The organism is Chitinophaga sp. YR573, assembly GCF_900110995.1.
Lineage (GTDB): Bacteria > Bacteroidota > Bacteroidia > Chitinophagales > Chitinophagaceae > Chitinophaga.
Map to the genome: position 1 here is coordinate 474,404 of NZ_FOJF01000002.1, position 22,323 is coordinate 496,726.

Annotated in this window: 14 protein-coding genes; 7 read left to right on the forward strand and 7 right to left on the reverse strand. The window is 42.9% G+C overall.

Annotation, left to right across the window (positions count from 1 at the left end; translation table 11 throughout):
- Position 1 precedes the first annotated feature (1 nt).
- On the reverse strand, positions 2–4,360 hold the full coding sequence (locus BMW86_RS21890; protein WP_089784079.1) for a DUF6443 domain-containing protein: 4,359 nt from the start codon (positions 4,358–4,360) through the stop codon (positions 2–4).
- A 9-nt stretch (positions 4,361–4,369) separates the two neighbouring features.
- A complete protein-coding gene (locus BMW86_RS21895; RefSeq protein WP_089784080.1) occupies positions 4,370–7,588 on the reverse strand; it encodes an RHS repeat protein in 3,219 nt (1,072 codons plus the stop codon).
- Between the two features lie 472 nt (positions 7,589–8,060).
- Between BMW86_RS21895 and BMW86_RS21900 the strand changes: the two genes are divergently transcribed.
- A complete protein-coding gene (locus BMW86_RS21900; RefSeq protein WP_089784081.1) occupies positions 8,061–9,560 on the forward strand; it encodes a S8 family peptidase in 1,500 nt (499 codons plus the stop codon).
- Between the two features lie 55 nt (positions 9,561–9,615).
- On the opposite strand, the gene BMW86_RS21905 is transcribed toward BMW86_RS21900, so the two are convergent.
- Positions 9,616–10,146 (reverse strand): DUF308 domain-containing protein, encoded by a 531-nt coding sequence (locus tag BMW86_RS21905; RefSeq protein ID WP_177189354.1) that lies wholly within the window; start codon positions 10,144–10,146, stop codon positions 9,616–9,618.
- Positions 10,147–10,395: 249 nt separating this feature from the next.
- Positions 10,396–10,677 (reverse strand): hypothetical protein, encoded by a 282-nt coding sequence (locus BMW86_RS21910; RefSeq protein WP_089784082.1) that lies wholly within the window; start codon positions 10,675–10,677, stop codon positions 10,396–10,398.
- A gap of 57 nt (positions 10,678–10,734) precedes the next feature.
- On the opposite strand from BMW86_RS21910, the gene BMW86_RS21915 reads away from it, so the two are divergent.
- The 3 genes from BMW86_RS21915 to BMW86_RS21925 all read left to right on the forward strand — a co-directional run bounded on the left by BMW86_RS21915 (position 10,735) and on the right by BMW86_RS21925 (position 13,622).
- Positions 10,735–11,808, forward strand: coding sequence for an SGNH/GDSL hydrolase family protein (locus tag BMW86_RS21915; RefSeq protein ID WP_089784083.1), 1,074 nt, complete (start codon positions 10,735–10,737; stop codon positions 11,806–11,808).
- Between the two features lie 9 nt (positions 11,809–11,817).
- On the forward strand, positions 11,818–12,144 hold the full coding sequence (locus BMW86_RS21920) for a hypothetical protein (protein WP_089784084.1): 327 nt from the start codon (positions 11,818–11,820) through the stop codon (positions 12,142–12,144).
- 272 nt (positions 12,145–12,416) lie between these two features.
- Complete coding sequence (locus BMW86_RS21925; RefSeq protein ID WP_089784085.1) at positions 12,417–13,622, forward strand: hypothetical protein; 1,206 nt, start codon at positions 12,417–12,419, stop codon at positions 13,620–13,622.
- A 346-nt stretch (positions 13,623–13,968) separates the two neighbouring features.
- Here the strand turns inward: BMW86_RS21925 and BMW86_RS21930 are convergent, their stop codons facing one another.
- Complete coding sequence (locus tag BMW86_RS21930) at positions 13,969–16,416, reverse strand: MG2 domain-containing protein (protein WP_089784086.1); 2,448 nt, start codon at positions 16,414–16,416, stop codon at positions 13,969–13,971.
- Positions 16,417–16,600: 184 nt separating this feature from the next.
- On the opposite strand from BMW86_RS21930, the gene BMW86_RS21935 reads away from it, so the two are divergent.
- Positions 16,601–17,833, forward strand: a complete 1,233-nt coding sequence (locus BMW86_RS21935; protein ID WP_089784087.1) for a BaiN/RdsA family NAD(P)/FAD-dependent oxidoreductase — start codon at positions 16,601–16,603, stop codon at positions 17,831–17,833.
- Between the two features lie 59 nt (positions 17,834–17,892).
- Here the strand turns inward: BMW86_RS21935 and BMW86_RS21940 are convergent, their stop codons facing one another.
- Positions 17,893–18,516, reverse strand: coding sequence for a deoxynucleoside kinase (locus BMW86_RS21940; protein WP_089784088.1), 624 nt, complete (start codon positions 18,514–18,516; stop codon positions 17,893–17,895).
- A gap of 3 nt (positions 18,517–18,519) precedes the next feature.
- A complete protein-coding gene (gene folK, locus BMW86_RS21945) occupies positions 18,520–19,017 on the reverse strand; it encodes a 2-amino-4-hydroxy-6-hydroxymethyldihydropteridine diphosphokinase (protein ID WP_089784089.1) in 498 nt (165 codons plus the stop codon).
- 101 nt (positions 19,018–19,118) lie between these two features.
- On the opposite strand from folK, the gene sppA reads away from it, so the two are divergent.
- Together sppA and BMW86_RS21955 are read left to right on the forward strand one after the other, a co-directional pair.
- Positions 19,119–20,876: a signal peptide peptidase SppA gene (gene sppA, locus BMW86_RS21950; protein ID WP_089784090.1), complete on the forward strand. Its 1,758-nt coding sequence runs from the start codon at positions 19,119–19,121 to the stop codon at positions 20,874–20,876.
- A gap of 336 nt (positions 20,877–21,212) precedes the next feature.
- On the forward strand, positions 21,213–22,307 hold the full coding sequence (locus BMW86_RS21955) for an ABC transporter permease (protein WP_089784091.1): 1,095 nt from the start codon (positions 21,213–21,215) through the stop codon (positions 22,305–22,307).
- Positions 22,308–22,323 lie beyond the last annotated feature (16 nt).

A 22,323-nucleotide genomic window follows, 5' to 3' on the forward strand; every position in this document is an offset into this window, starting at 1 on the left:
ATTATCTTTTATTCGCACGACTATGCTCTACACCTTTCGCTTTTTTTGCAGCATCCCGTGTGACATTTTTTATTTTTTGTTTTATTTTATCCTTTTCGCTACCTGTAGCAGTTTTTAACTGTTCCTGATATTGATCAATTTGTTTTTCCGCTTTTGTTTTTGCACGACCACTGTCGCCATGTTTTTCATTTTTCCCATTAGTACTTTTCTCTTGTGTATCTTGAGATTTCCCATGAGCCCCATCTTCTACTTTTCTAAAAGGATTTGAAAACAGGTTTTTTACACCTAACCCTAAAGTAGCGGTTCCATGTAAAGCTACAGGAATCGCAATTGCAGTTGCGCCGCCCGCAGTAAAGAATTCGCCTACTCCTGCTGCTGCGTTTTCCATTATGCCAGAGTAAATCGCAGCTACATCTCCTACTTTTTGACCAACCTGATAAGCAATTGCATTACCTCCTGTTAGGCCAGTATTATCTACATCAATTCTTCCTCCTCCAAATAAATTGTTAGATACATAGGCGTTAGTAGCTCCAGCAGCAGCGGATAATACCTGTTGCCCTGTTTGTACAATTGCAGTCCCTAACTTGTTTAACAATCCTGGTCCATCTTCCGGTTCATCGCCTAAAAAGTCGTTATATCGGATTGGATTATCATAATTGGAGGCATATGGGCTCCACATCTCCATATCCTCTATCTTCGGATCTATTTGATTCCATCGACCAAGTTGCGGATCAAGATTCCTAAACTGTGCATCATATACATCAAGATCTAAATCATCAGTATATTCTATCCCGTTATACTTCCTGTGATTTTCAGGATAATTCAGTCCTTTCAGCGCGTGGTTACTAATCCCTGCCATGGCCAGGCCAAATGGATAATAGTGGGTTTCTTCCAATACCGGCCCGCCATTATGGACTACTACCAGGTTATCAAAGAACACATCGCTTCCGCTTTCGTTATTTGTATAAATATACAAAAATCCGGTCTTTTTGATCACCATGCGAGATACGGTCAAGGGTTGTAGCACATTTGGGCTGCCCTGTATCTGCCGTACACCGCTATTATCATTTACCAGGGCAAACTGGTCATCAAAGAGGGCGAAGTTAAGATATGCTTTGGGCTTAGTGGAGAGATTCTGCGAAGTATCTATCTGCTTTAAGCTATTGAATACACTTGTAGTAAGACCAGTATTGATAGCAGATCCAATACCAAAGGCGCCATGAATACCGTCACTAATCCCTGAACCACTAAAGGCATTTAAAATGGCTGATATCATATCAGGGGGAGTAGTAACCGAAGTATTCGCTGCTGTACTGGTATAAACACCTGTAGCGTTGACCTGGATGGTATCTCCTGCCATTACACGTAATACTAATGATGGGCCTATTTTCTGGGCAGTAGAAGCATTCAGCTTAGCAACATAAGCATTCGGAGTGGTGGTGTTATCTGTAGGATAACCGGCTATGGAAGATATGGGCGTACGGGTATTATCGATGTTGCTGAATAACGCATTTTCAACAGCGCTGGCTGCCGTTTCCATGGTCGCTGTGTAATAAGCGGTATCACTTTTTGTTCCCAGCACCATACGCACATTCCCTATATGATCTTTAAGCAGGAAATCATAAGTATAGCTGACTGGCCTGCCAGTTTTATATACGGCGCGTATCCGCCCTTCTTCATGAGCGAGAAACATTAATGAATCCTGTTCGTAAACAAATCCACCGATGTAGTCAGTTACAGTGATTTTAGGTGTACTGGTTGTGCTGTCCGTAACAGTCTTCTTTAGCTTATTGCCAGCAGCATCGTATTGATACGTGATAATACCTTTACCCCTGATGTTAATGATCGCAGGAAGGTTGAGGTAATTATAACTGATAGCACTGATCCCTTTGTTAAGATCCTGTATCAGATTACCATTTCCATCATAACTATAATCATTGCCCGCATTAGTGCCATTGATGAAATCTCCCAATTTAGCAGACGTTGTATTACCGGAATCTGCTACAGCGGATAATTTGTTACTACCGGTAGCAGGGTAGGAGTAGCTGAGCTTATCTATAGCAGTAATAGCATTCCCAATCATCCCTTTTTGCGTCATGGTTTTAATGTTACCATTGGCATCATAAGAAAGATTACTCACAGAGAAGTCTGTTCTGTCCGTTGTCCAGTTTACGGAACCGCTATTTTGCTGACTAAAGTCCGCAGTTGTGAGGCGGCTCACTTTATCATAGTCGTAACCGTAAGCACGGGCAATGCCATCAGAACCACTCTTCCATTTGGCACCTGAGATATTACCATTGTATTGTTTCAGCTTAAAGCCAGCATCGTAATTTAACTCCTCTCCAAACCAATTGGTTGTACTACCTGTTGAATTGACAAAAGCTTTGTTGATTCCCTGTAACCAGCCCCGGATGTTATAGTTATAAGTTAAAGAATCCAGTTGTGTTGTTGCTCCAGTTACACCTAAACGTTTTTGTCTCAACTGTCCCAGCTCATTGTAAGTATTGGCCACAATTGTTTTATCATCACCAGTTACATCATTCAGGCGTTTTTTGATGGCTGATAACCGCCCGGCAGCATCATAAGCCATCATAGTCAAAATCGTTGTTTGCGGAGTAATACCACTACGTGGATTAGTATGACGCAGGTAAGTACTTAAAACCTTACCATTGAAATCATACAGGCTAGTAGTAATATCCTTGCCTCCAACAGCATTTTCAGCGCATTGCTGAATGACCCTGCCTTTATCATTATAGTAAAGTGTAGAGGTCAGCCATTGGTCTGTGCCTATTACCCGCACTTTAGTGCCGGTTACCAGACCGTTGATCATTGTGCTGGGGGTAGCAGGCAGGCTTTCTCCATAAGGGTTGTCAACTGCCTGGGGTTTGGATATATCTCCACTTTGATAATCCAATACGCCTGTATAACTATAATTATCATAAAAGGTGTAAGTGAGTGGGGTAAGATCGCTGGCTGCTATGGATGGTAAAGGATTGGTAATCGTCAGGTTTGTGGTGCCGTTGGTACCAGCAGGATTAATGTCTGCTGTAACAGTAGCACCAGCTCCGGTATCAAACCCATCTTGAAGTGCAATGCTTTGAGTAGCAGTATAACTGCTGCTACCATCATAATTTCCCAATACCAGGTCGGCAACCCCTGGGTATGTGTAGGAAATACTTTGTGTTGCAGATGTAGCGGTATTCAGACTTGCCTGAAGGGCTGCGGGTGTTGTGTTCTGCTTATAGATGGCCGTCATGATTGGCCTGTTTTGCCCATCATAAAAAGTGGTCATCCACTCTTGCGGAGACTTTGCCCGTTGCATACTATCCTGGGTAAATACCAGCCTGTCCCTAACATCATAGATCTGATAAACAGGTCCTGCCCCGGGTATCTTTTTTACCGTCAACCGGTTGCGGGTATCATACTGGTATTGAAAGCATAACTCACCGGCTACACCACTTGCATTCCATCCTGCACGCATAGTTATTTCAGTAGCCAGCGGGGGAATAACGAATCTGAGATTTCCAAGATCATCATAACAATAGTAAGTACATAACCAGCCTACATGCGCTGAACCAGTAGTGACAGACAATTGTACCTTTTTCAGTACCATATGTCCACTCTTATCTTTGTATTCGATAATGGTTGTACTGTCTTCGTTAATCGTTACATTTTTATAAAGATCTCCAGTTGCATATACTTGTCCGCTACTGCTGGTAGGGATGGTACTATTATCAGTGAAATACCAGATACGCACAGAATCGGTAGTTGTATTTACCAGGTATTGCTGTTGAGAAGGATGATTACCCCCGGTTTTCGCCCAGCTGTTTCCAGGGGCATAGGATTTTAACACCCTGTTGAGTGGAGAAGATTCAAAGTCTGTTTGCCCGTAATAAATGCTATCAGCACCAATATCAGCTATCATTGTAACATCCCTGTAGAATGAACGCTGACCAGCAAAAGGATCTGTCTTGAACTTCCCATCACTTGTTTGAGAAACATATGGAAGGTATTTCAATTGCTCTCTGCCATAAGCATCATACACAAAAGGAGTGACCACATCTCTTCCTGAAGGACTTATACCTTTGTTGACTTCCTGCAAAGGACGACCTAAACCATCAAAATATTGGGTAGATTGTCTAACCTCTGCCACTGTACGACTGGTAGCAATAACAGTATTTGTATCTGCTGTGGGCATACTGGGTTCCCAGGTGCGCACAAAATTAATAGTCGCATTAGTATAAGGAGGAGGAAGGGTAACAGGTGTTGCCGTAGGACGCGGCAGTCCGCCTGGCAAATTCTGCCCCTGTACTGTAATGCTTAACAGCAGCAACAACAGCACTTTAATTATAATTCGCATGATCTTTGTTTAAAGGTTAACAGGTGCAAAAAATTGATAGCTGAATTGTTTTAGAATTTTACCATCCATATCCCGGATCAGCTTTAATCTGCCCAACCTGTCATACTCATAAAAAACAGTCTTTCCGGTTGGATCAGTTTCACTGGTTACACCTACACCCACCTGATATGTATAAGTACTTACCAGTGCGTTTGATGCAACAAGTCCGGTCCGGATCTTATTCAATTCTACTCTTAATACAGCATCACTGGAAGGATTACGCAGCACATTCATATTCACAAAACTGATCGCTGCTGCATAAGTACTGCCTGTGATCCGGGCAACAGGATAGAGGTTGCTGTAGCCCCAGATATACACCTCATTCACATCATTCACCATATGCTGTTCCCGGATATTCCCGGTACTGTCATAGGTATCAAAACTCAGCTCCTGCTCATAATTGGAATCTCTTACCAGATCATTGTTTTGAATATAAGTTGGCGTAAAACTGGCTAACGGAATACTCCTTTTTAATTTATAAGTCCCAGCCATAACCACTCCCTGGATATTGGTCTTGTATTGAACCTGTGCAGCAGACAACGTAGTAGTCACTCCGGCACGGACCTGCTGGACATACTGCTCGATCATGGTGCTGTGGATATTACTATCCTGCATCATTTTCAAAGCCTGTAAGCCTGAAGACAATGTACCCGAAGGAATAATATAGTCTGTAGGATACTTGTTGTAGATCCACAAATCATCTTTTTTAGAATTAACCTTATGAATGCGGGTAGGCTGATAATGTTGCTTATTATCATAAGTCATATCAGTTGTATTTACAATGGAATCTGTACCAAAATATTCCGTCTGTTTAACTGATTGTGGCACTGCCGCAAAGCTGTTGTAGCTGTACTTTCTTGAAAGAAAGTTCTCCACACCTGGCCCCACCGCAAAATGACCTTTTAGTATATAAGCAGCCTTCCAGCCCAGTATTGAACCTTTCAGATATGTTTCATAGGTTGTTTCTGTTTTCCTAAGCAATTTACCCGTGTTGTCATATACCAGTTTCTTTGCTTCCATACCATTGCTGGGATAATTATTGGTAAACGGAGTGAAGGGATAACTAACATAAGCATTAGCATCACTGGACAAATAGTAGACATACCGCGTACTGCCATTTTCGTTAGTCGCCTCCACTACTTCCAGATAATTGATACTTGATCCGTGAGAGTACATCATTTCATTATTGGCAGAAGAACTCTTGATCTTTGTAGGACAAGCGTATTCCTGAAAACCTCCAGTACTGGTTGCCGGAGGACACATCTTTGTAAAACTATATTCATAATCAGGTTTAGTGTATAACCAACCAGTGGACCGTGTTGAATCATTACCGAAGCGATACAGGTAAGTTTTTATGATGTCATTACTATGATTAATGCCATCATAACTGGTTATCCTTTTTATGCGCAAACCACCCCCTCTTGCAATACCGGTATAGCCTGTGAGGTGCTTATATTTAAGGCTTAACTGAACCTTTTCATAGTTAGCAGTAGGCTCATCATGACCGGATTCAATATACATCCGGTATTGACCCGCAGTCAGATCAGTATAATTATGCCCTGTCGGAATTGAAATCAGGGTATTGTCTGATAACTTTTTCAATGAAATCCGGGCATAGTTACCACAACAGGATTGCAGTGTAACATCTGTGATGATCGACTGAGCCGTATCAAGCGTGAAGGAGACACTATCTGATGCATAATTGGGATAGATGATCTGTGCAGAATAATATCCTGTCCGGATCTCTTTTGCCGTTGTCAGTGTTTGATACGTCGGGTCATGGACAATCTCGTTCACATTAAACCTGCCATAGGTATTATTCTCAAATTCAAATGTTGAATATCCTCCTGTAGGGAATTCGATTTTTTGGATGATCCCGGTTTGGATATAATCAGCATCAGGTTCACGGTTTGCCCCGTCCGTATTGGAACTACCTGGTATCAGGGTGGTATTACCGGCACCATTGTAACCACCCCAGTGATCCTGGTCTCTGGAATCCAGGGCCGGAAAACCGTGAGCGGTATTGTAGGTTACTTTGTAAGAGGAAATCGTATTCCCGTAAATATCTGCATTATTCACCTGCCTGAGCTGCAAACGGATCAAATTGTTATAATCAAATGTAAAACGCCTTACAGGATTATAAGTACCATTCAGCAAACCAGACTCCACTACAGACCCCAAAGCGTAAAATGTGTCTTGTGCCGTATTGGAAAGATCTGAACGTATATAAGTATAATTAAAATCAATCCGTCCACCAGGATAATCAATCCGTTTAACTTTAGTCTGCTGCGTAGTGCTGGTGGAAATACAACCTTTAAAAACCGGTTGATAAGGGCTGGTTGGGCAGCCCACTAACGGATCTATCGGCATAAGGGTGTTCAACGTTGTTAACGTCTGGGAGGTTGAGCTTACTCCAAAACCTGGATCAGCAATGTAGGTAAATTCTATCCTGCGTTTAGATTGTGGCAGAATAACCGATGTCAGATACCAACTGTTGATGGATTCACTTTCATCTGTCGAGCAAGCCGACACAGTTTCTGTAATTTCCGGATTTTTAAAAATGTAGATCGTGCCATTTTCTGTTGTTACAGTGAAATACATATTGCCAAGGTCAAACTTCGCCTCAATTTTTATGTTATGATAAGGCATTGTGTACACGGTATAGTTAGCTCCAAATACAAACTTGCCTGAGTTACCACCAAAATTGTAAGAAAATTCATCGGGTTGCGTATCATTTGTACCATCAGCGGAAAGTCTGAACCTTTCATAGGTAGAATCCACTGCATCCGTTTGCCAGCCCAGCGGAATCTGACTGTAACCGTTCTGTCCAACATAGCCTGCTTCATCCGGTTTACCTTTTATTACCCGGGTGATTGCACCACCAGCATTCATCGACCATCCCAGACCTACATAAGTAGCAACTTCCGCTACACCCATACCAGAAGCATGATACGAAAGGTCAATATCCATGTTAAATTCATTGCCCACAGCGATTTTCGTAAGCGGTACAGAAATGTTTGGCAACCCGTTACTCAGACTTACCGGAATGTCTCCATACTTGCCCAATGCAGCAGCATTTGGTGCCGGAGGTATAACCTTAAATTTTGTGGGGTTTAAGTCACCTTCCTGCGCATAGAGACTATTACTTAGCAGCAAGAGGAACAAAAGCCAATAGCTTAATATTTTCATGATGATCTTCTTTTGTCCGAAAAAGTTATTTGTGTTTTGATTGCAGGTGATTCACTACTACACCGGCAAAGGGAATCAAAGGCCCGCGGTGGGAAGAAGAATATAATACTGCATTGGAGATAATTGGTGGGATTAACATTTAAATACTACGGTATAACAATTAAATATTTATCATGATGCAAAGCTAAAGTGGAAATGCGCAGTCTATCTACGCAATAAAAAATAAGATAAATAAACGATATCATTTTTTCTACAATACTTTATCATTTTGCATATACCTGCAATACAAAAACTCGTACTCCTACATTTTTAAAATCATAATTCACGGAAGGCGGATTATTCTAAATAATTTAAGTACATTCATTTAGCCCTAATGTAGCATTAGTGTCCACCAAAAGACCTAAATAGAACAATCAACAATCTAATTTCAGTTAAACCTCAGTTTTTGTTAATCAATTAAAATTTAATCGTAATGAGTACAAATCGACTATTGCGTTATGCATTACCACTTATGATGCTGTTCATTGTAACTGCATGCCAGAAAGACCAAAAACTTATTAATGTACGGAATACCGCACTGACCCGTACACAGCAGGACAGACAGTTCCTTATTATTGCCAAAGAAGGGGTTAAATTAGATGCCATCTCAGAAAGCCTCACTAAATTAGGCGTTAAGAAATTTAAACTGAAAGAAGCTATCCAGGAATTAGGTTTGATCCGTGTACAGACACCCGATCCTTCCTTCCCCGACAAAGCCAGAAAAATTGCAGATGTAGAGTCTGTTGTAGTAGACGTAGTGATGAACTTCCGCCTGCCTACAAAAACTTTCCGCTCAGACCTTACTTATAAACGCAGTACGCAATCTGCGAATGCCAAAGCCAGCGCAGTAGCAGTAAGTAATCCTTACAGCTTCCTGCAATGGGGTCTGAAATCTGTAAAGGCTCCTGCAGCCTGGCAGAAAGGTTATAAAGGTAATGGCGCTAAAGTAGCCGTACTGGATGGCGGTTTCCTGCTGAATGAACCAGATATCGCCCCTAACATCATTTTAACCCACAGCTTTGTTGAAGGTGAAGAAGTACAGTATCATGGAGCATCAGGTTTCAGTCATGGTTCTCATGTGGCTGGTACCATTGCTGCACTCGACGATGCCTATGGCGTAGTAGGAGTAGCACCGGCTGCTAAACTGATCCTCGTAAAAGTATTGGGAGATGCCGGCAGCGGTTCTTTCAGCAGCATCATAGACGGTATCTTCTATGCTGTTAACCATGGTGCAAACGTAATTAATATGAGTCTCGGCGGAGAACTGCCACGTAAAACCTACACCGATGATAATGGTACACCGGACGATCCTTCCGACGATTATGTAGTTGAGTATAACAAAGACGTGAAAGACCTGATAAAGGCTATCAACAGGGCTACATTATGGGCTACACTCAACGGTACTACCGTAGTAGCTGCTGCTGGTAATGATGGCTATAATTATGATCAGGAAAAGAGATTTATCACCTATCCCGCTGCTGCATTAGGTGTACTGTCTATTTCCTCTAATGGCCCGCTGGGCTGGGGTATCAACCAGGACACTACTTTATACGTGCCTTCTATCTTTACCAACTATGGTAAGGCATTTATTTCCTATGGTGCTCCGGGTGGTAACTACGCTATTCCTATTAATACGACCGTAGTAAATGTTGGCGGTATTGTTAACTATGAATACGTATTTGATTTTGTATTCAACATCGGATACTGGGATGAAGCTACCGATACTTACTATTACGGATGGGCTGCAGGTACCAGTATGGCGGCACCTCATGCCTCTGCAGTCATCGCATTGCTGTATGGTAAATATCCTAAGATAAATCCTTTACTGGTAGACCTTATATTAAGACAATCTTCCACTGATTATGGCGCTCATGGTAAAGATGCTTATTTCGGAAACGGAGAAGTAAATGCCGGAAAAGCGGTTGGATTCTAATTAAACTATTTTGAAAAAGGGGTTGCCTGTTTATAAACAGGCAACCCCTTTTTTATTACAAGTTAGAAGAAGACTTCAGGCGAAACGCGGATAATAGGTAATAAAATGCACCAAATGCTGCATATCCGGCCAGACTGGTAATCCCCATTTTAGGATCATGCGCAAGAATGATAAAAGAGCTTCCACCAATAATTGACTGCCCTCCACTGATGATCATAGGCCATTGTCCACCCAGTTCTTTACGGCGTCTCAGCGCTAATATCAACTGAATTAAACCGGTTAATATCGCCCATATGCCAAATACGATCAGCGCTTCGGGAACACCGTGCTGTAATGCCAATGCTACAGCGATAGTGGTAATTGTACTGATAACAGCGTTTAGATACTGAGGCATTTTTGATGAAGCTCCTTTGTTGGCGCGGATATCCAGGAAGGTACCGAATACGTCCCAGGCAGGGTAAATAACCAAAAGAATAGAGGCCACTGTAAAGTTGGATGCCGCGAAGATGGCTATTAAGATAACCCATATCACGGAAAAAGCAGCACGGGTGAAGTAGAGTTTGCGTAAAGCAGCAGAAAGTGTCATGGTCTTTAAGTTTTTTGTTAAAACGAAGTTCTACACAAATAACCACAGAGATTTTAACCCAGGTTAATATTGCAATAATAACCCTGCTTTTTACTACAATATTGAAAACCAGTATGACCGCACAAGAAAAGCTGGATGAGATACGTAAAAAGTGTAGATGAGTTCAATGCAGATAGTGTAGAGATTCGCTCATCCTACGTTCATCCTACGTTCCGAACGTAGGATGAACGTAGGATCACTCTTATCAGACTATATCTTCTGAAAATCATTAGAAGCTATCAGGTACCATTCTCCATCCAGTTCCAGTACATCTCCCGGTGCCACGGAGCGGGTGCCATTGGCAACAGCTGCTTCGGGTTGTACTTCAGGGAGTTCTGTCCAGGGGAGATCTGAGTTCTGGCATAGTTCGAAGGCCGCTCTAAGGTCAGCAACTTCCACATCAGCAATGTGCTGAAGGTTCTCCACTTTTATTGTTTCGCTGGTCATGGGAGAAGCCAGTGTATAATCGGGGTTGAAATAAACTCTTACCATGATATTCCGGCAGCAAAAATAAGACCATTGTATTGGTAAATTTTGTAAGTTCGGCGTATGCAAAGAATGTTCGTTTTACTGTTTTTCTGTTTGCCATTGGCAGCTGCTGCACAGCAAACCGTTATTAAAAGTGATGACAGCCATATTCACTATGTGGGAAGGGTGGCTGTAAAAGAGGATGCTGCTGAATTGACATGGACAGGCACCGCTGTGAAGATCAATTTTGACGGCACCGGAGTGCAAGCCATTTTAAAAGATGAGAGGGGAGAGAATACCTTTAACGTGATCGTGGATAATCAGGTAGTAACAGTTATTCATCCCGATAGCAGTAAGCAGTTGTATACCCTGGTGAGTGGCCTGCCTGCGGGTAAACATAGCCTGGAACTGTTCAAAAGAACAGAGTGGGCAATGGGCAAAACCTGGTTTTACGGGTTCTCCCTGGATGAAAATACCAGCATACTGGCGGCTCCTGCCATCAAAAAAAGGAAGATAGAGTTTTACGGTAATTCAATTACCTGCGGATATGCGGTAGAAGATACTACTGGTCAGGACAGGGGAACAGCCCCTTACGAGAACGGATATATCAGTTATGCCGCCATTACGGCCAGGCACTTCGACGCAGAATATTATGCCATCGCTAAAAGCGGTATAGGCGTACTGATTAGCTGGTTCCCGTTAATCATGTCGGAAATGTATGATAGATCAGACCCTAACGATGCGAACAGCAAATGGGATTTCTCTAAATATACCCCGGACCTGGTAGTCATTAACCTTTTCCAGAACGATGCATGGCTGGTTATGAAACCTGAACATGCGGAGTTTAAAGCCCGTTTTGGAGAGAAAGCTCCCAATGAAGAACAGATCATCACCGCTTACCGTAACCTTGTTACATCCATCCGTACAAAGTATCCAAAGGCAGCTATTATCTGTGCCTTAGGGAGTATGGATGCAGCAAAGAAAGACGCTCCCTGGTACGGCTATATCCAAAAGGCAGTAGCCGGATTAAAGGATAAACGCATCTACACACATTCCTTTGGTTTTAAAGGAACAGGCGGACATCCCAGCGCAGCAGAACAGGAGGCCATGTCAAAAGACCTGATCAGTTTCATCCATCAGAAAATAAAATGGTAGTTTCGCAGTGTGAAAAATGCCCTTTTATTTTTAGTGCTGATAACGTTGTTTTCCTGTACAGGTACTACACCACAGGAAAAGGCGGAGCATAGTGTGGAAATGTATATGCCTTCGTATTTAGACTTTCCTAAAAGTTACGAAGGCATTGAATTTGAAAAACTGCTGAAAGATAGTCTTACAGGCAATGCCTGGCATATCAGTCATTTATACCGCTCTAAGAATAAGAAAGGGGAGATCGCAGTAGCCCAGCGGGTATTCTTCCTGGATACCCTTTTCCAGGTAAAGAAAGTAATGACGTTAAAAGAATATAGCGATCTTACCGCCCCCAAAGAATAATAGATTATTGATTATCAGTATATAAGGTAATATTTCCCCGCCGGAAACGTTAAAGGGCATTACTATGACACAGAAAGTATAACTATTGATTTAAAAGATGTAAGTTTGCAGACTTCCCATTAGATTACTAACATTACTCCCATTAGATAACTTATTGTAAAACAAACAATTGTATCTGCTATGCAGTTGCATGCTCAGATTTCTGCGGATTTCTCAGCCGGCCTCAGCAAACAGAGAGGAGTTACTATGTCAGAATTTAATCAGATAAATATATGGATAAGCTTAAACTGAAATTACAGGAATACTATCAGCACTGCCAGCAGCAGGAAACGCGCACTAAAACAGGCAGAAAAGCTGCCGGACGGGTAGCTGCGCCGGAGATGGAGAATGATATTCTGCTACAGTTCGGCTTGCCTACATCCAAACGGTTTGTGCAGATTTTACATGATTTTGTGAGTCACAGCCAGGTAAATGATCATCTGCTGGATTATGTGAGTAAGAAATTAAAAGAGGCCGCCCGTAAGTACCTGCTGGCCCCGGTAGTATCTGATATAGATCAGCTGGGACAGGCAAGGGAACAAAAGCGGAGTCCGTACGACCTGTTACCGGAGTTAGGCTACCCGGTGAATGAGTATGCTATTTTCCTGATAGGAGAGTTGTTATACCGCCGTAATATGCCCGCTACAGATGTACTGGATGAAATGAAAAAGGTACAGCAGGCTGATAGCTGGAATGATGTGCTGTTACTGAGTAAGATCATTCATTACACCAAACATGAGCTGTATACTATTGTGAAACAGCTGGACCTGCATTTTGTAGACGAATTTGTACAGTACACCCGCAGACAGGATACTTCCAAAGCGCCTAATAAAAAGGCTACTCCTGCCACTGAAGGATATACGCCAAATCTCCGCTCTGTTACCAAAATACAGGTAGAGGATATCGTATTTGATGAACAGGATACACCCAGTCTGGTAGGTAAGCTGAAAACAGGTTCCCGTTTTACGAATATAACGGTGACGATGGAATTTACTGCCTTAACACAGGTATTGATGAGTGCAGGTGAACTGGGAGCAGAAGTAAACAGTTTTATTAAAAAGAAACTGGCAGATGCAGGAAGAGAAAGACCTACGGTAATAGATATACGTGTAGAGTTCGGACAACAACTGATCCTCGACAACTGTTACCTGGAAATTTATAAACCACAGCACAGACATGGACAGAAATGGGTAGAGGATAAAGACAATTTATTCTTCGTGGAAAAGATCCTTTCTAAGAAGGAATTTGAGAAGAGAAGCAAGGAAGTGGAAGTGAAGCAGAAAATTCAGGAATGTCTGGAACTGATAGGTAGCTCTTATGGCTCTTACCAGCGTTTGCGCAGACTGGGTATTACAGATGAAGAAGCTAAGCTGCGTGCAGGTTTACAAGATGAACTCCTATTTAAGTTATCTACGTATCTACATAAGCTGAAAGATTAAAAAAACAAATGAAAAGTAAAAGGGTTCCGGTGTTACCGGAGCCCTTTTTTAGTTGGTTTTTGATTGTTTTGCAGTAGATAATAGATAGATGAGTGTACTTGTCCCCTTGAAATATTTTTATTCAGTTAGTAAGGGATGATAAACCCTGACCCCCAAGCTCTCACAACTTACGTACGAAGTGAGAGGCCTGGAAGTTAAGGACAACGTGCTTTGCTTTTATCAATACAAACTTAGTTTTTAAAAAACTTTTTATCGTTAATCCGATGTTAAAGAATTAAAGAAAAAAAAAGCCATGGTTCAGAAGAACCATGGCCTTTTATTGTATACTATACTTGTCGGTATATCGTTAGTAAAGCTGCTCTATATGTCCCAGCGTGCCATCTTCACCCATACCTTCAATAACTACACGGAAACGTCTGGTGAAGTCATTGTTGAAGAAGGAGATTTTAGCAGTATGTGTTAAAGTATCAGCAACCAGGTTTGGATTCCAGTAAAGAGTGAGTCTCTTATCCTGTAAGATGTGAATGTCTTTACGCACGGTGTAATCCGGTGCATAGAATTCTTTCACAATGTTATATCCACCTTTTCTGTATTTATCAAAACCACGGGTATCGATATCAGATCTGCTATCACCACCACGTCTTAAGTAAACCGCAATTGCACCGCTGCTTCCTCCGAAACCACCTACGAAAGTAGGGCGAAGTACCTTGATGTAAGCCACATCGCTGATGCTGATGTTATTCAGCATATTGATATCTGTAGGCATTTCATTCAGGAACAGTACCGGAGCACCACCGCGCCATGTAAGAGCAGGTTTGGTAACATCGGTAGTGTTGATAACAAGACCGGATACTTTTGACTGCAGGTACTGGAAGATAGTGAATGCACTTGGCTCATCCTTGGTAAGGTCAAAACCCTGACCATCACCCGCAGAGAACATACCAGTTGTGTAACGGTCTCCTGTGCTTTGTGCTCTTCTCAGACGTTTTTCACGAACGTTTACCTCCTGCAGGAAGATTGGTTTCTGCTGGATAGATTTGTTTACTGCATTGCTTTCAGCTACAGTAGACAGGAAGGTGCGGAGCACAGTGTTGTCGATTGTAGCCGGCTCCCTGAAAGGATAAGGCAATGTAAGAGGAGTATTCTTATCGAAGAAATGCGGTTCGAACTTCACGTTTACGTCTTTCCAGGTTTTGTTCGGATCGTTTGCACGGTAGAATACGTTGATGGTATCCACGAATTGCAGACGGTCTACAGCAAACTCACCTTTATCATTGGTAGTTACAGAAGAGAAACCGGTAGAAGTATCGATTGGCTGTTTCAGTACGAAGTCTATTCTGCCATTTGCCAAAGGAACAGTACCCTTGTTGGTAGTAGCTACACCTTTCAGCAACAAACCCTGTTCGTAAGGGAATTTCACGTCTGGTAAGTAGTTATGCAGGATTTTCTCCCAGCTAAACCTTCTCCAGCCGTTTGTCATCATGATCAGGTCCAGGTTACTAAGAGTAGCCGGGTCCATATCTTTGAAATATTGTGAGGGATTCGCAATGTAACCTTTAATGTCGGATGTCAGTAACAGATTGGATAGGATATTATTCTCGTCTTCATCTTTTACTACCTGGTCAGCATCAGTGATAGAAACAGACAGGCTGGTCAGCAGCGTATCAGGTACTTTTAGTTCCAGTACATTTCTTTGTCTTGGTTGCGTGTTGATCGTAGTGTTCTGGATAGCGATAGGCAGCGCATCCGCTTTTCTTACGAATGCCAGCCTTTCAGCCAGTGGTAATCCTTCACTGTTGAAGATAGTGAACTGGATGATACCGGAAGGAAGGTCTTTGGTTGGTACGAACCCGCTTATCTGTCCTTCAGCAGCGTTCAGTTTAGCCTTGTATACTATGTGCTGCTGCATCTGGGCAACAATCATCATGTTATTATATACAGGGTTGTCTTTGGTAGCTGGTAAAGTCTGGTAGAATACGCGGGTACCTTTGTTGAATATTTTCAGTCCGGCGCCAGCGGTTTTCACTGTTGGCAGCAGTACTGTTTTTTGTCCCTTGGTAGTTTGCACCAGCGCTTTGTAGGTTTCCCCGGCAACAGGTGTTAAGTCAAACATGCCCATACCATCATGCGTTGTTTTAATCAGGGCAACTGTTTCACCTTTCAGGTTCTGTACGATACCATTCACTTCGGAAGGATAACCGCTCTGATCGATAGACTTGAAAGCCACACGGCCCGCAACTCCAGCTATCAGGTTACCACCTTCAGGGAAGAATTGTACAGAGAAATCACTGGTGGTTCTTGGTGCACCCGGCTGAACACTGTTCTTGGAGGGGTCAAAAATCTCGATGTTCTTGTAGTACAGGAACTCTGCATCAAAGTTGAGCATCCAGGCGGTGTAAGCGCGAACCTGGTATTGCCCTGCTTTTACTAATTCAGGAATTTCGAATGCGCCGGAAGCAGTACCTCCACCGATCGATAATAACTTCTTCAGCACTACTGTACCGGACCTGTCAACCAACTCTACATACAGGTTTGTAGCAGAGAGGGATGGCTGGCCCTGGAGCAAAACGTACGCTTTGAACCACAGGGTTTCTCCGGCAGCATAATAATCTTTGTCCAATTGCAAGTAAACTTTCTCCTGGGGGAAGCGTTTGCTGTACTGCTCCAGGGTTTGAGTTATTTTATCCTGCCACTCGTCGGCGGGATAAAATGCAAGGGCAGCTGTTATACCCATCAGACAGACTGGGAGCAGCCACTTTAAACCGTTTCTTTTTTTAGATAATCCAGATTGCATGTGGAACAATTAGTTTGCGACAATATAGTATCAAAAAATATAATATGCAAAATAGTATGAAAAAATAATATATGCAAATAATGTTATTAATTATTAACAAATTAGGGTGTGAATTCTTTGAATTATTATTGCAAAATAAGTGCGAGTTACGCAGGGGCGTGAAAGCACGATTGAAACTAACAAGATGATAAACAAGAGATTAGTTGTAATTGGGGGCGGAGCAGCCGGTTTTTTTTGCGCAATTAACGCCGCAAAGTTATTTCCTGCATTGGAAATCAAATTAATAGAGAAAAGCAACAAATTACTCTCAAAAGTAAAAATATCCGGTGGAGGTCGCTGTAATGTCACCCATAATGCCCCCGACTTAATATATATGTCTAAACATTATCCGAGGGGACAGCATTTTGTTAAAAAGGCATTTAGCCGCTTTTTTGTGCCCGATACCATAGAATGGTTCCGGGAACGTGGGGTAACCCTCAAAGCGGAAGCAGATGGCCGTATGTTCCCGGATACGGACAGTTCCCAGACGATCATCGACTGCCTGCTGAAAGAAGCTGATAAGTACCGCGTGAAGATAGACATGAGCACCGCTGTTACTGCTTTAACGCAGGCTGGCAACGGCTGGAAGGTGAGCTTACAGGATGGCAGCGTATTGGAAGCCGACTTTGTATGTGTGGCTGCCGGTGGATACGCCCAGGCGGATAAGTTCTCCTGGTTACAGGCAACCGGCCATAAGATAGTTACACCGTTACCTTCCCTGTTTACATTCAATATGCCGGGCAATCCTATTACAGAACTGATGGGGGTGAGTGTGCCGGAAGCACATATAAAGATTGCCGGTACCAAATTACAGGAGAAAGGACCGCTGTTGATCACTCACTGGGGAATGAGTGGCCCGGGCGTATTACGCCTGTCTGCCTGGGGAGCGCGGGACCTGGCTCAGATGCAGTACAACTTTACAGCGATCGTGAACTGGTTGCCGGCATTTAATGAGAACAGCCTGCTGGAAGAAATGAAGGAGTTACGCTTCTCTATGGGCGGACAAAAAATGCATACCAAAAACCCGTTTGGATTACCGCAGCGCTTATGGCAGTTTTTGCTGTTACAGTCTGGTTTACCGGAAGAGGTGCGCTGGGCAGATGCACCGGCAAAGGATGTGAACAAACTGGTGAAACAACTGGTAGTAATGGAATGTACGGTAAAAGGGAAAACGACCTATAAAGAAGAGTTTGTGACCTGCGGGGGCATACAGTTATCGGAGATAGATCCTGCCACCATGGAAAGCAAACTGGCTCCCAACCTTTATTTTGCGGGGGAGGTGATGGACGTTGACGGTGTTACCGGTGGCTTTAATTTTCAACATGCGTGGACCAGCGGATGGATTGCTGCTAACAGTATCAGCTCTAAACAGGGGTAAAAAGGTAAAGGGCATTTTGGTATGTTGTATATAACAGAACGCCCTTTGTCTTTATTTTCTTATAAATAATGAATGCCCGGTTCGTATTCTTTTTCCAGTGCGTTTAGTAAAGAATCAAAGTCAGTGGGATTATTCAGGAAATCTGTTTTAGTGGTATCTATCATTAAAGTACGTATGGGATGTTGTCTGATATATTGCATATACATATCATGAACACTCACAAGGTACTCATCGGCTATCTGCTGTTCGTAAGAGCGGTTACGGGTTTTGATATTCTGTTGCAGCTTAGTGATAGGAGCATTGAGGAAGATCAGTAAATCCGGTTGAGGTAATTGCGGATTGATGATCTCAAATAATTTCTGGTATAGACTATATTCTTCTTCTTTCAGATTTATTTTAGCGAATAAAAGGCTTTTGATGAAGAGGTAATCTGAAATGATGAAGTTGCTGAACAGGTCCTGGGCCTGCAACATATCTTTTAGTTGTTTGTAACGTTCTGCCATAAAGAACAGTTCCAGTGGAAAAGCGTATTGCTGGGGCTTTTCATAAAACTTAGGCAGGAACGGGTTCTCTGCAAATTCTTCCAGTATAATTCTTGCGCTGTAATGTTTTGCCAGTCTGTTGGCCAGTGTGGTTTTACCTGCACCTATATTCCCTTCTATTGTGATGTATTTATAGTTCATTCTTTAGTGTACTTCTTCCGGAATATATTTTTTGGCAGGTAACGGGTCTGTACACTGCTGTAACAAGGTGTTAATGTCTTTATGTAAAACAGGATGTTGCCAGTCGGGTATTATCTCCTGTAAAGGTATTAATACAAATTGCCGGAATTGTAATTGCGGATGTGGAATTTTAAGTTCCGGCAGGTTGATGATCTCATCATTATAAAATATAACATCGATATCAATCACTCTTGCTCCCCATTTCTGCTGCCGGATGCGTCCTATTTTGCGTTCTATTTCCAGTACGGTATGAAGCAGTGTTAATGCATCCATTTCCGTTGAAACCATTACACCCTGGTTCAGGTAATCCGGTTGTTCCATACCTCCCCATGCAGCGGTTTCGTATAAAGCAGATACTTTTTCTACTTTCCCTACCAGCATGCCTATTTGTTCAACCGCCTGTTTCAGATGACCGGTACGGTCTCCCAGGTTACCACCTATAAGTAATATTGCTTTATTCATGTATCTTCAACGGCCCAAAAGTAGACATATTCTTTATTTTTGGGAAAAGTGAGTTTTCAATTAACCACTATCTGGTTGACTATTAAATCCATAAGTAACAAATGCGTAGTTTTTTTAAAACATTCCTTGCCATTTTACTGGCTTTTGTGGTACTGATATTCATAGGGATTATTATTTTGTCTGTCATGATAGGCAAGGCACTTGCCCCGGAGCAGATGACCATAGATGCTAACTCGGTACTGGTGATAGAAACCAGCCAGCCCTATAACGAAGTGAAAAGCGTAGACCCGGTAAGTGCCGTATTACGCAGAGGGCCACAATCTACCCCCGGCCTTTTCGACGTGGTACGTTTACTGGAAAATGCTGCTACTGATGATAATATCAAAGGAATTTACCTGAAAGCAGATAATAATGTGAACGGATTCGCTACCAATGAAGAGATCCGTAATGCACTTCTGAAATTCAAACACTCCGGTAAATTCATTTATTCCTATGGAGAAGCGATGAGCCAGCAGGGCTATTACATGGCATCCCTGGGAGATAAGGTATATGTGCATCCTAAAGGAGGCATCGACTTTGGCGGTTTTTACAGTCAGCTGATGTTCCTGAAAGGTACGCTTGAGAAGTTGGAGATACAGCCACAGATCTTTTATGATGGGCGTTTCAAAAGCGCTACAGAGCCTTTGCGTGAAACACAGATGACGGTAGCTAACCGCATCCAGACCACCGCTTACCTGGGAGAGCTGTACAGCAACTTTCTGCAACGTATAGGGGAGTCCCGTAAGATTGATACGGCTACTTTACATGGTTATGCCAATGAAGGACTTATCCAGAGCGCTGAGGATGCTGCTAAATACAAGCTGGTAGATGGCCTGCGTTATGACGACCAGGTAATGGACGAGATTAAGAGGAAGTTAGGTTTGAGCGGGGATGATAAAGTGAACTTTGTTTCCCTGAAAGATTATGATAATGCAAGACCGATTGTTTATAAAGACGGTGAGAGCAAAATAGCGCTGATTTATGCGCAGGGAGATATTAAAGGGGGAGATGATGATAATGAGACGACTATCAGTAGTGGTAACTTTATAAAACTGATCCGTAAGGCTCGTCAGGATAATTCTATTAAGGCGATCGTGTTCCGGGTGAATTCTCCGGGTGGTAGTGCCCTGGCATCTGAAACGATCTGGCGTGAACTGGAACTGGCAAAGAAGTCCAAACCTGTAGTGGTATCTATGGGTGATTATGCAGCTTCCGGTGGTTATTATATCTCCTGCATGGCGGATTCCATCTTTGCACAGCCGAATACTTTAACCGGTTCTATTGGTGTATTCGGGATGGTGTTTAACATGGAGAACTTCTTTAAGAATAAACTGGGGATCACATTTGATGGTGTAAAGACCGCTCAGTATGCTGATCTTGGTACGGGCTCCCGTCCGATGAATGAAGTGGAAAAACGCTTTATGCAGGGTTCCGTGGATAGCATCTACAGTACTTTTAAAAGCAGGGTGGTAGTTGGCCGTAAACTGAGTGGCGCTGTGGTAGACAGTATTGCCCAGGGCCGTGTATGGAGTGGTATACAGGCAAAACAACTGGGACTGGTAGACCGTATCGGTGGCATTGAAGACGCTATTGCCTGTGCCGCAAAGCTGGCGAAAGTATCTTCTTACCGTTTACGTGAATATCCTGAACCCAAGAGTACGATGGAGAAGCTGATGAAGAGCCTGGGTGGTGAAGCTGATGCCAATGCGCTGAAGAGCGAACTGGGTGTGAATTATAACCTGTACATGCAGGTGAAACGTATACAGAGCATGAACGGGGAAATACAGGCAAGAATGCCGTACGACCTGGATGTGAAGTAAGCCTGCTTTTTGTAACCAAACATAATAGGCTCCGTTTCCCGCAAAACATAATAGGCTCCGGTAGGAGCCCCGTGTTTGTAGTAAATGTTCATCTTCTCTTTAATAGACTCCGTAGGAGTCCCCTGAAATTCGGAAGGGGACTCCTACGGAGTCTTTGTTTTGTTGTTTAATATGTTTTCTACAAACACGGGGCTCCTACCGGAGCCTATTGTGTTTTGTTGTTTATTGCATTTGATACAAACATGGGGCTAACGGAGCCTTTTTTTACTTCTTTTTATGGAATGAGCAAAACAATAGCTAGTTTTACGCGATTTTTTAAGCAACAGATCTAGTAGTATGGCGGTGAAATATAACCAATGGAAGGCCTTGCTGGCCATGGCCAAAGCAAGTTTGAAAGCGATATTGAGAAGTCCTTCGGCAGTTATTTTCAGCCTGGGTTTTCCGCTGGTATTTATCCTGGTATTCGGTTTTATAGGGGATAGTGCGGTATCTGTCAAAATAGGGGTGGATAAGGCCACGGATACCAGCAGTTATGTATTTCAGGCGCTTCGCAAAGAGAAAACCCTGAAACTGATCATGGATAAGTCAGCCGCAGAGATGCAGGACGATCTGAAAAAAGGGCATCTCACCGCTATTATCAATATTACGAAAGATGGTGCGGCTCCTGCCTGTGATGTAAAAGTAAGTACCTCAACAGCTTCTGTAGATAAGATCCAGTTATTCAATTCCATCCTCAAAGGGGTGATTTACCAGGCAGATGATAACTTCTACCCGCGTAAGTCTGTTGCCAAGATAGAACCTATGATCGTTTTACCCGGCCGCCGGTATAAAACCATTGACTTTATCCTGCCTGGTCTGCTGAGTTTTTCTTTGCTGAGTGCTGCCGTGTTCAGTACGGCATTTTTGTTCTTTAACCTGCGTCAGACGCTGGTATTAAAACGTTTCTTCGCTACGCCTATCAGGCGTATTCATATAGTGCTGGGTGAAGCGCTGGCCCGTCTGGTATTCCAGGTGGCAGGTGCGGTGATCATCCTGGCCATTGGCTACTTTGCTTTTGGCTTTACGCTGGTACATGGCTGGAGTACTTTCTTTGAGATGTTGTTACTCACTGCCTTCGGGGTAGTGGTATTCATGGGTTTCGGCTTTGTGGTGAGCGGCATTGCTACCAGTGAGAGTACTATTCCACCTATTGCCAACGTTATTACATTACCACAGTTTCTGCTGGCGGGTACATTTGTACCGGTAGATGCTTTCCCTTCCTGGTTACAGCCTGTGTGCAGGATCATGCCACTGACTTACCTGAACGATGCTTTTCGTAAAATAGCCTTTGAAGGGTTGCATTTATGGAATATTGGACTGGAATTAGGTGTTATCACGCTTTGGGGGATAGTAGTCTATGCAGTAGCTGTAAAGGTTTTCCGCTGGGAATAAGCGGATTTTTTCATAA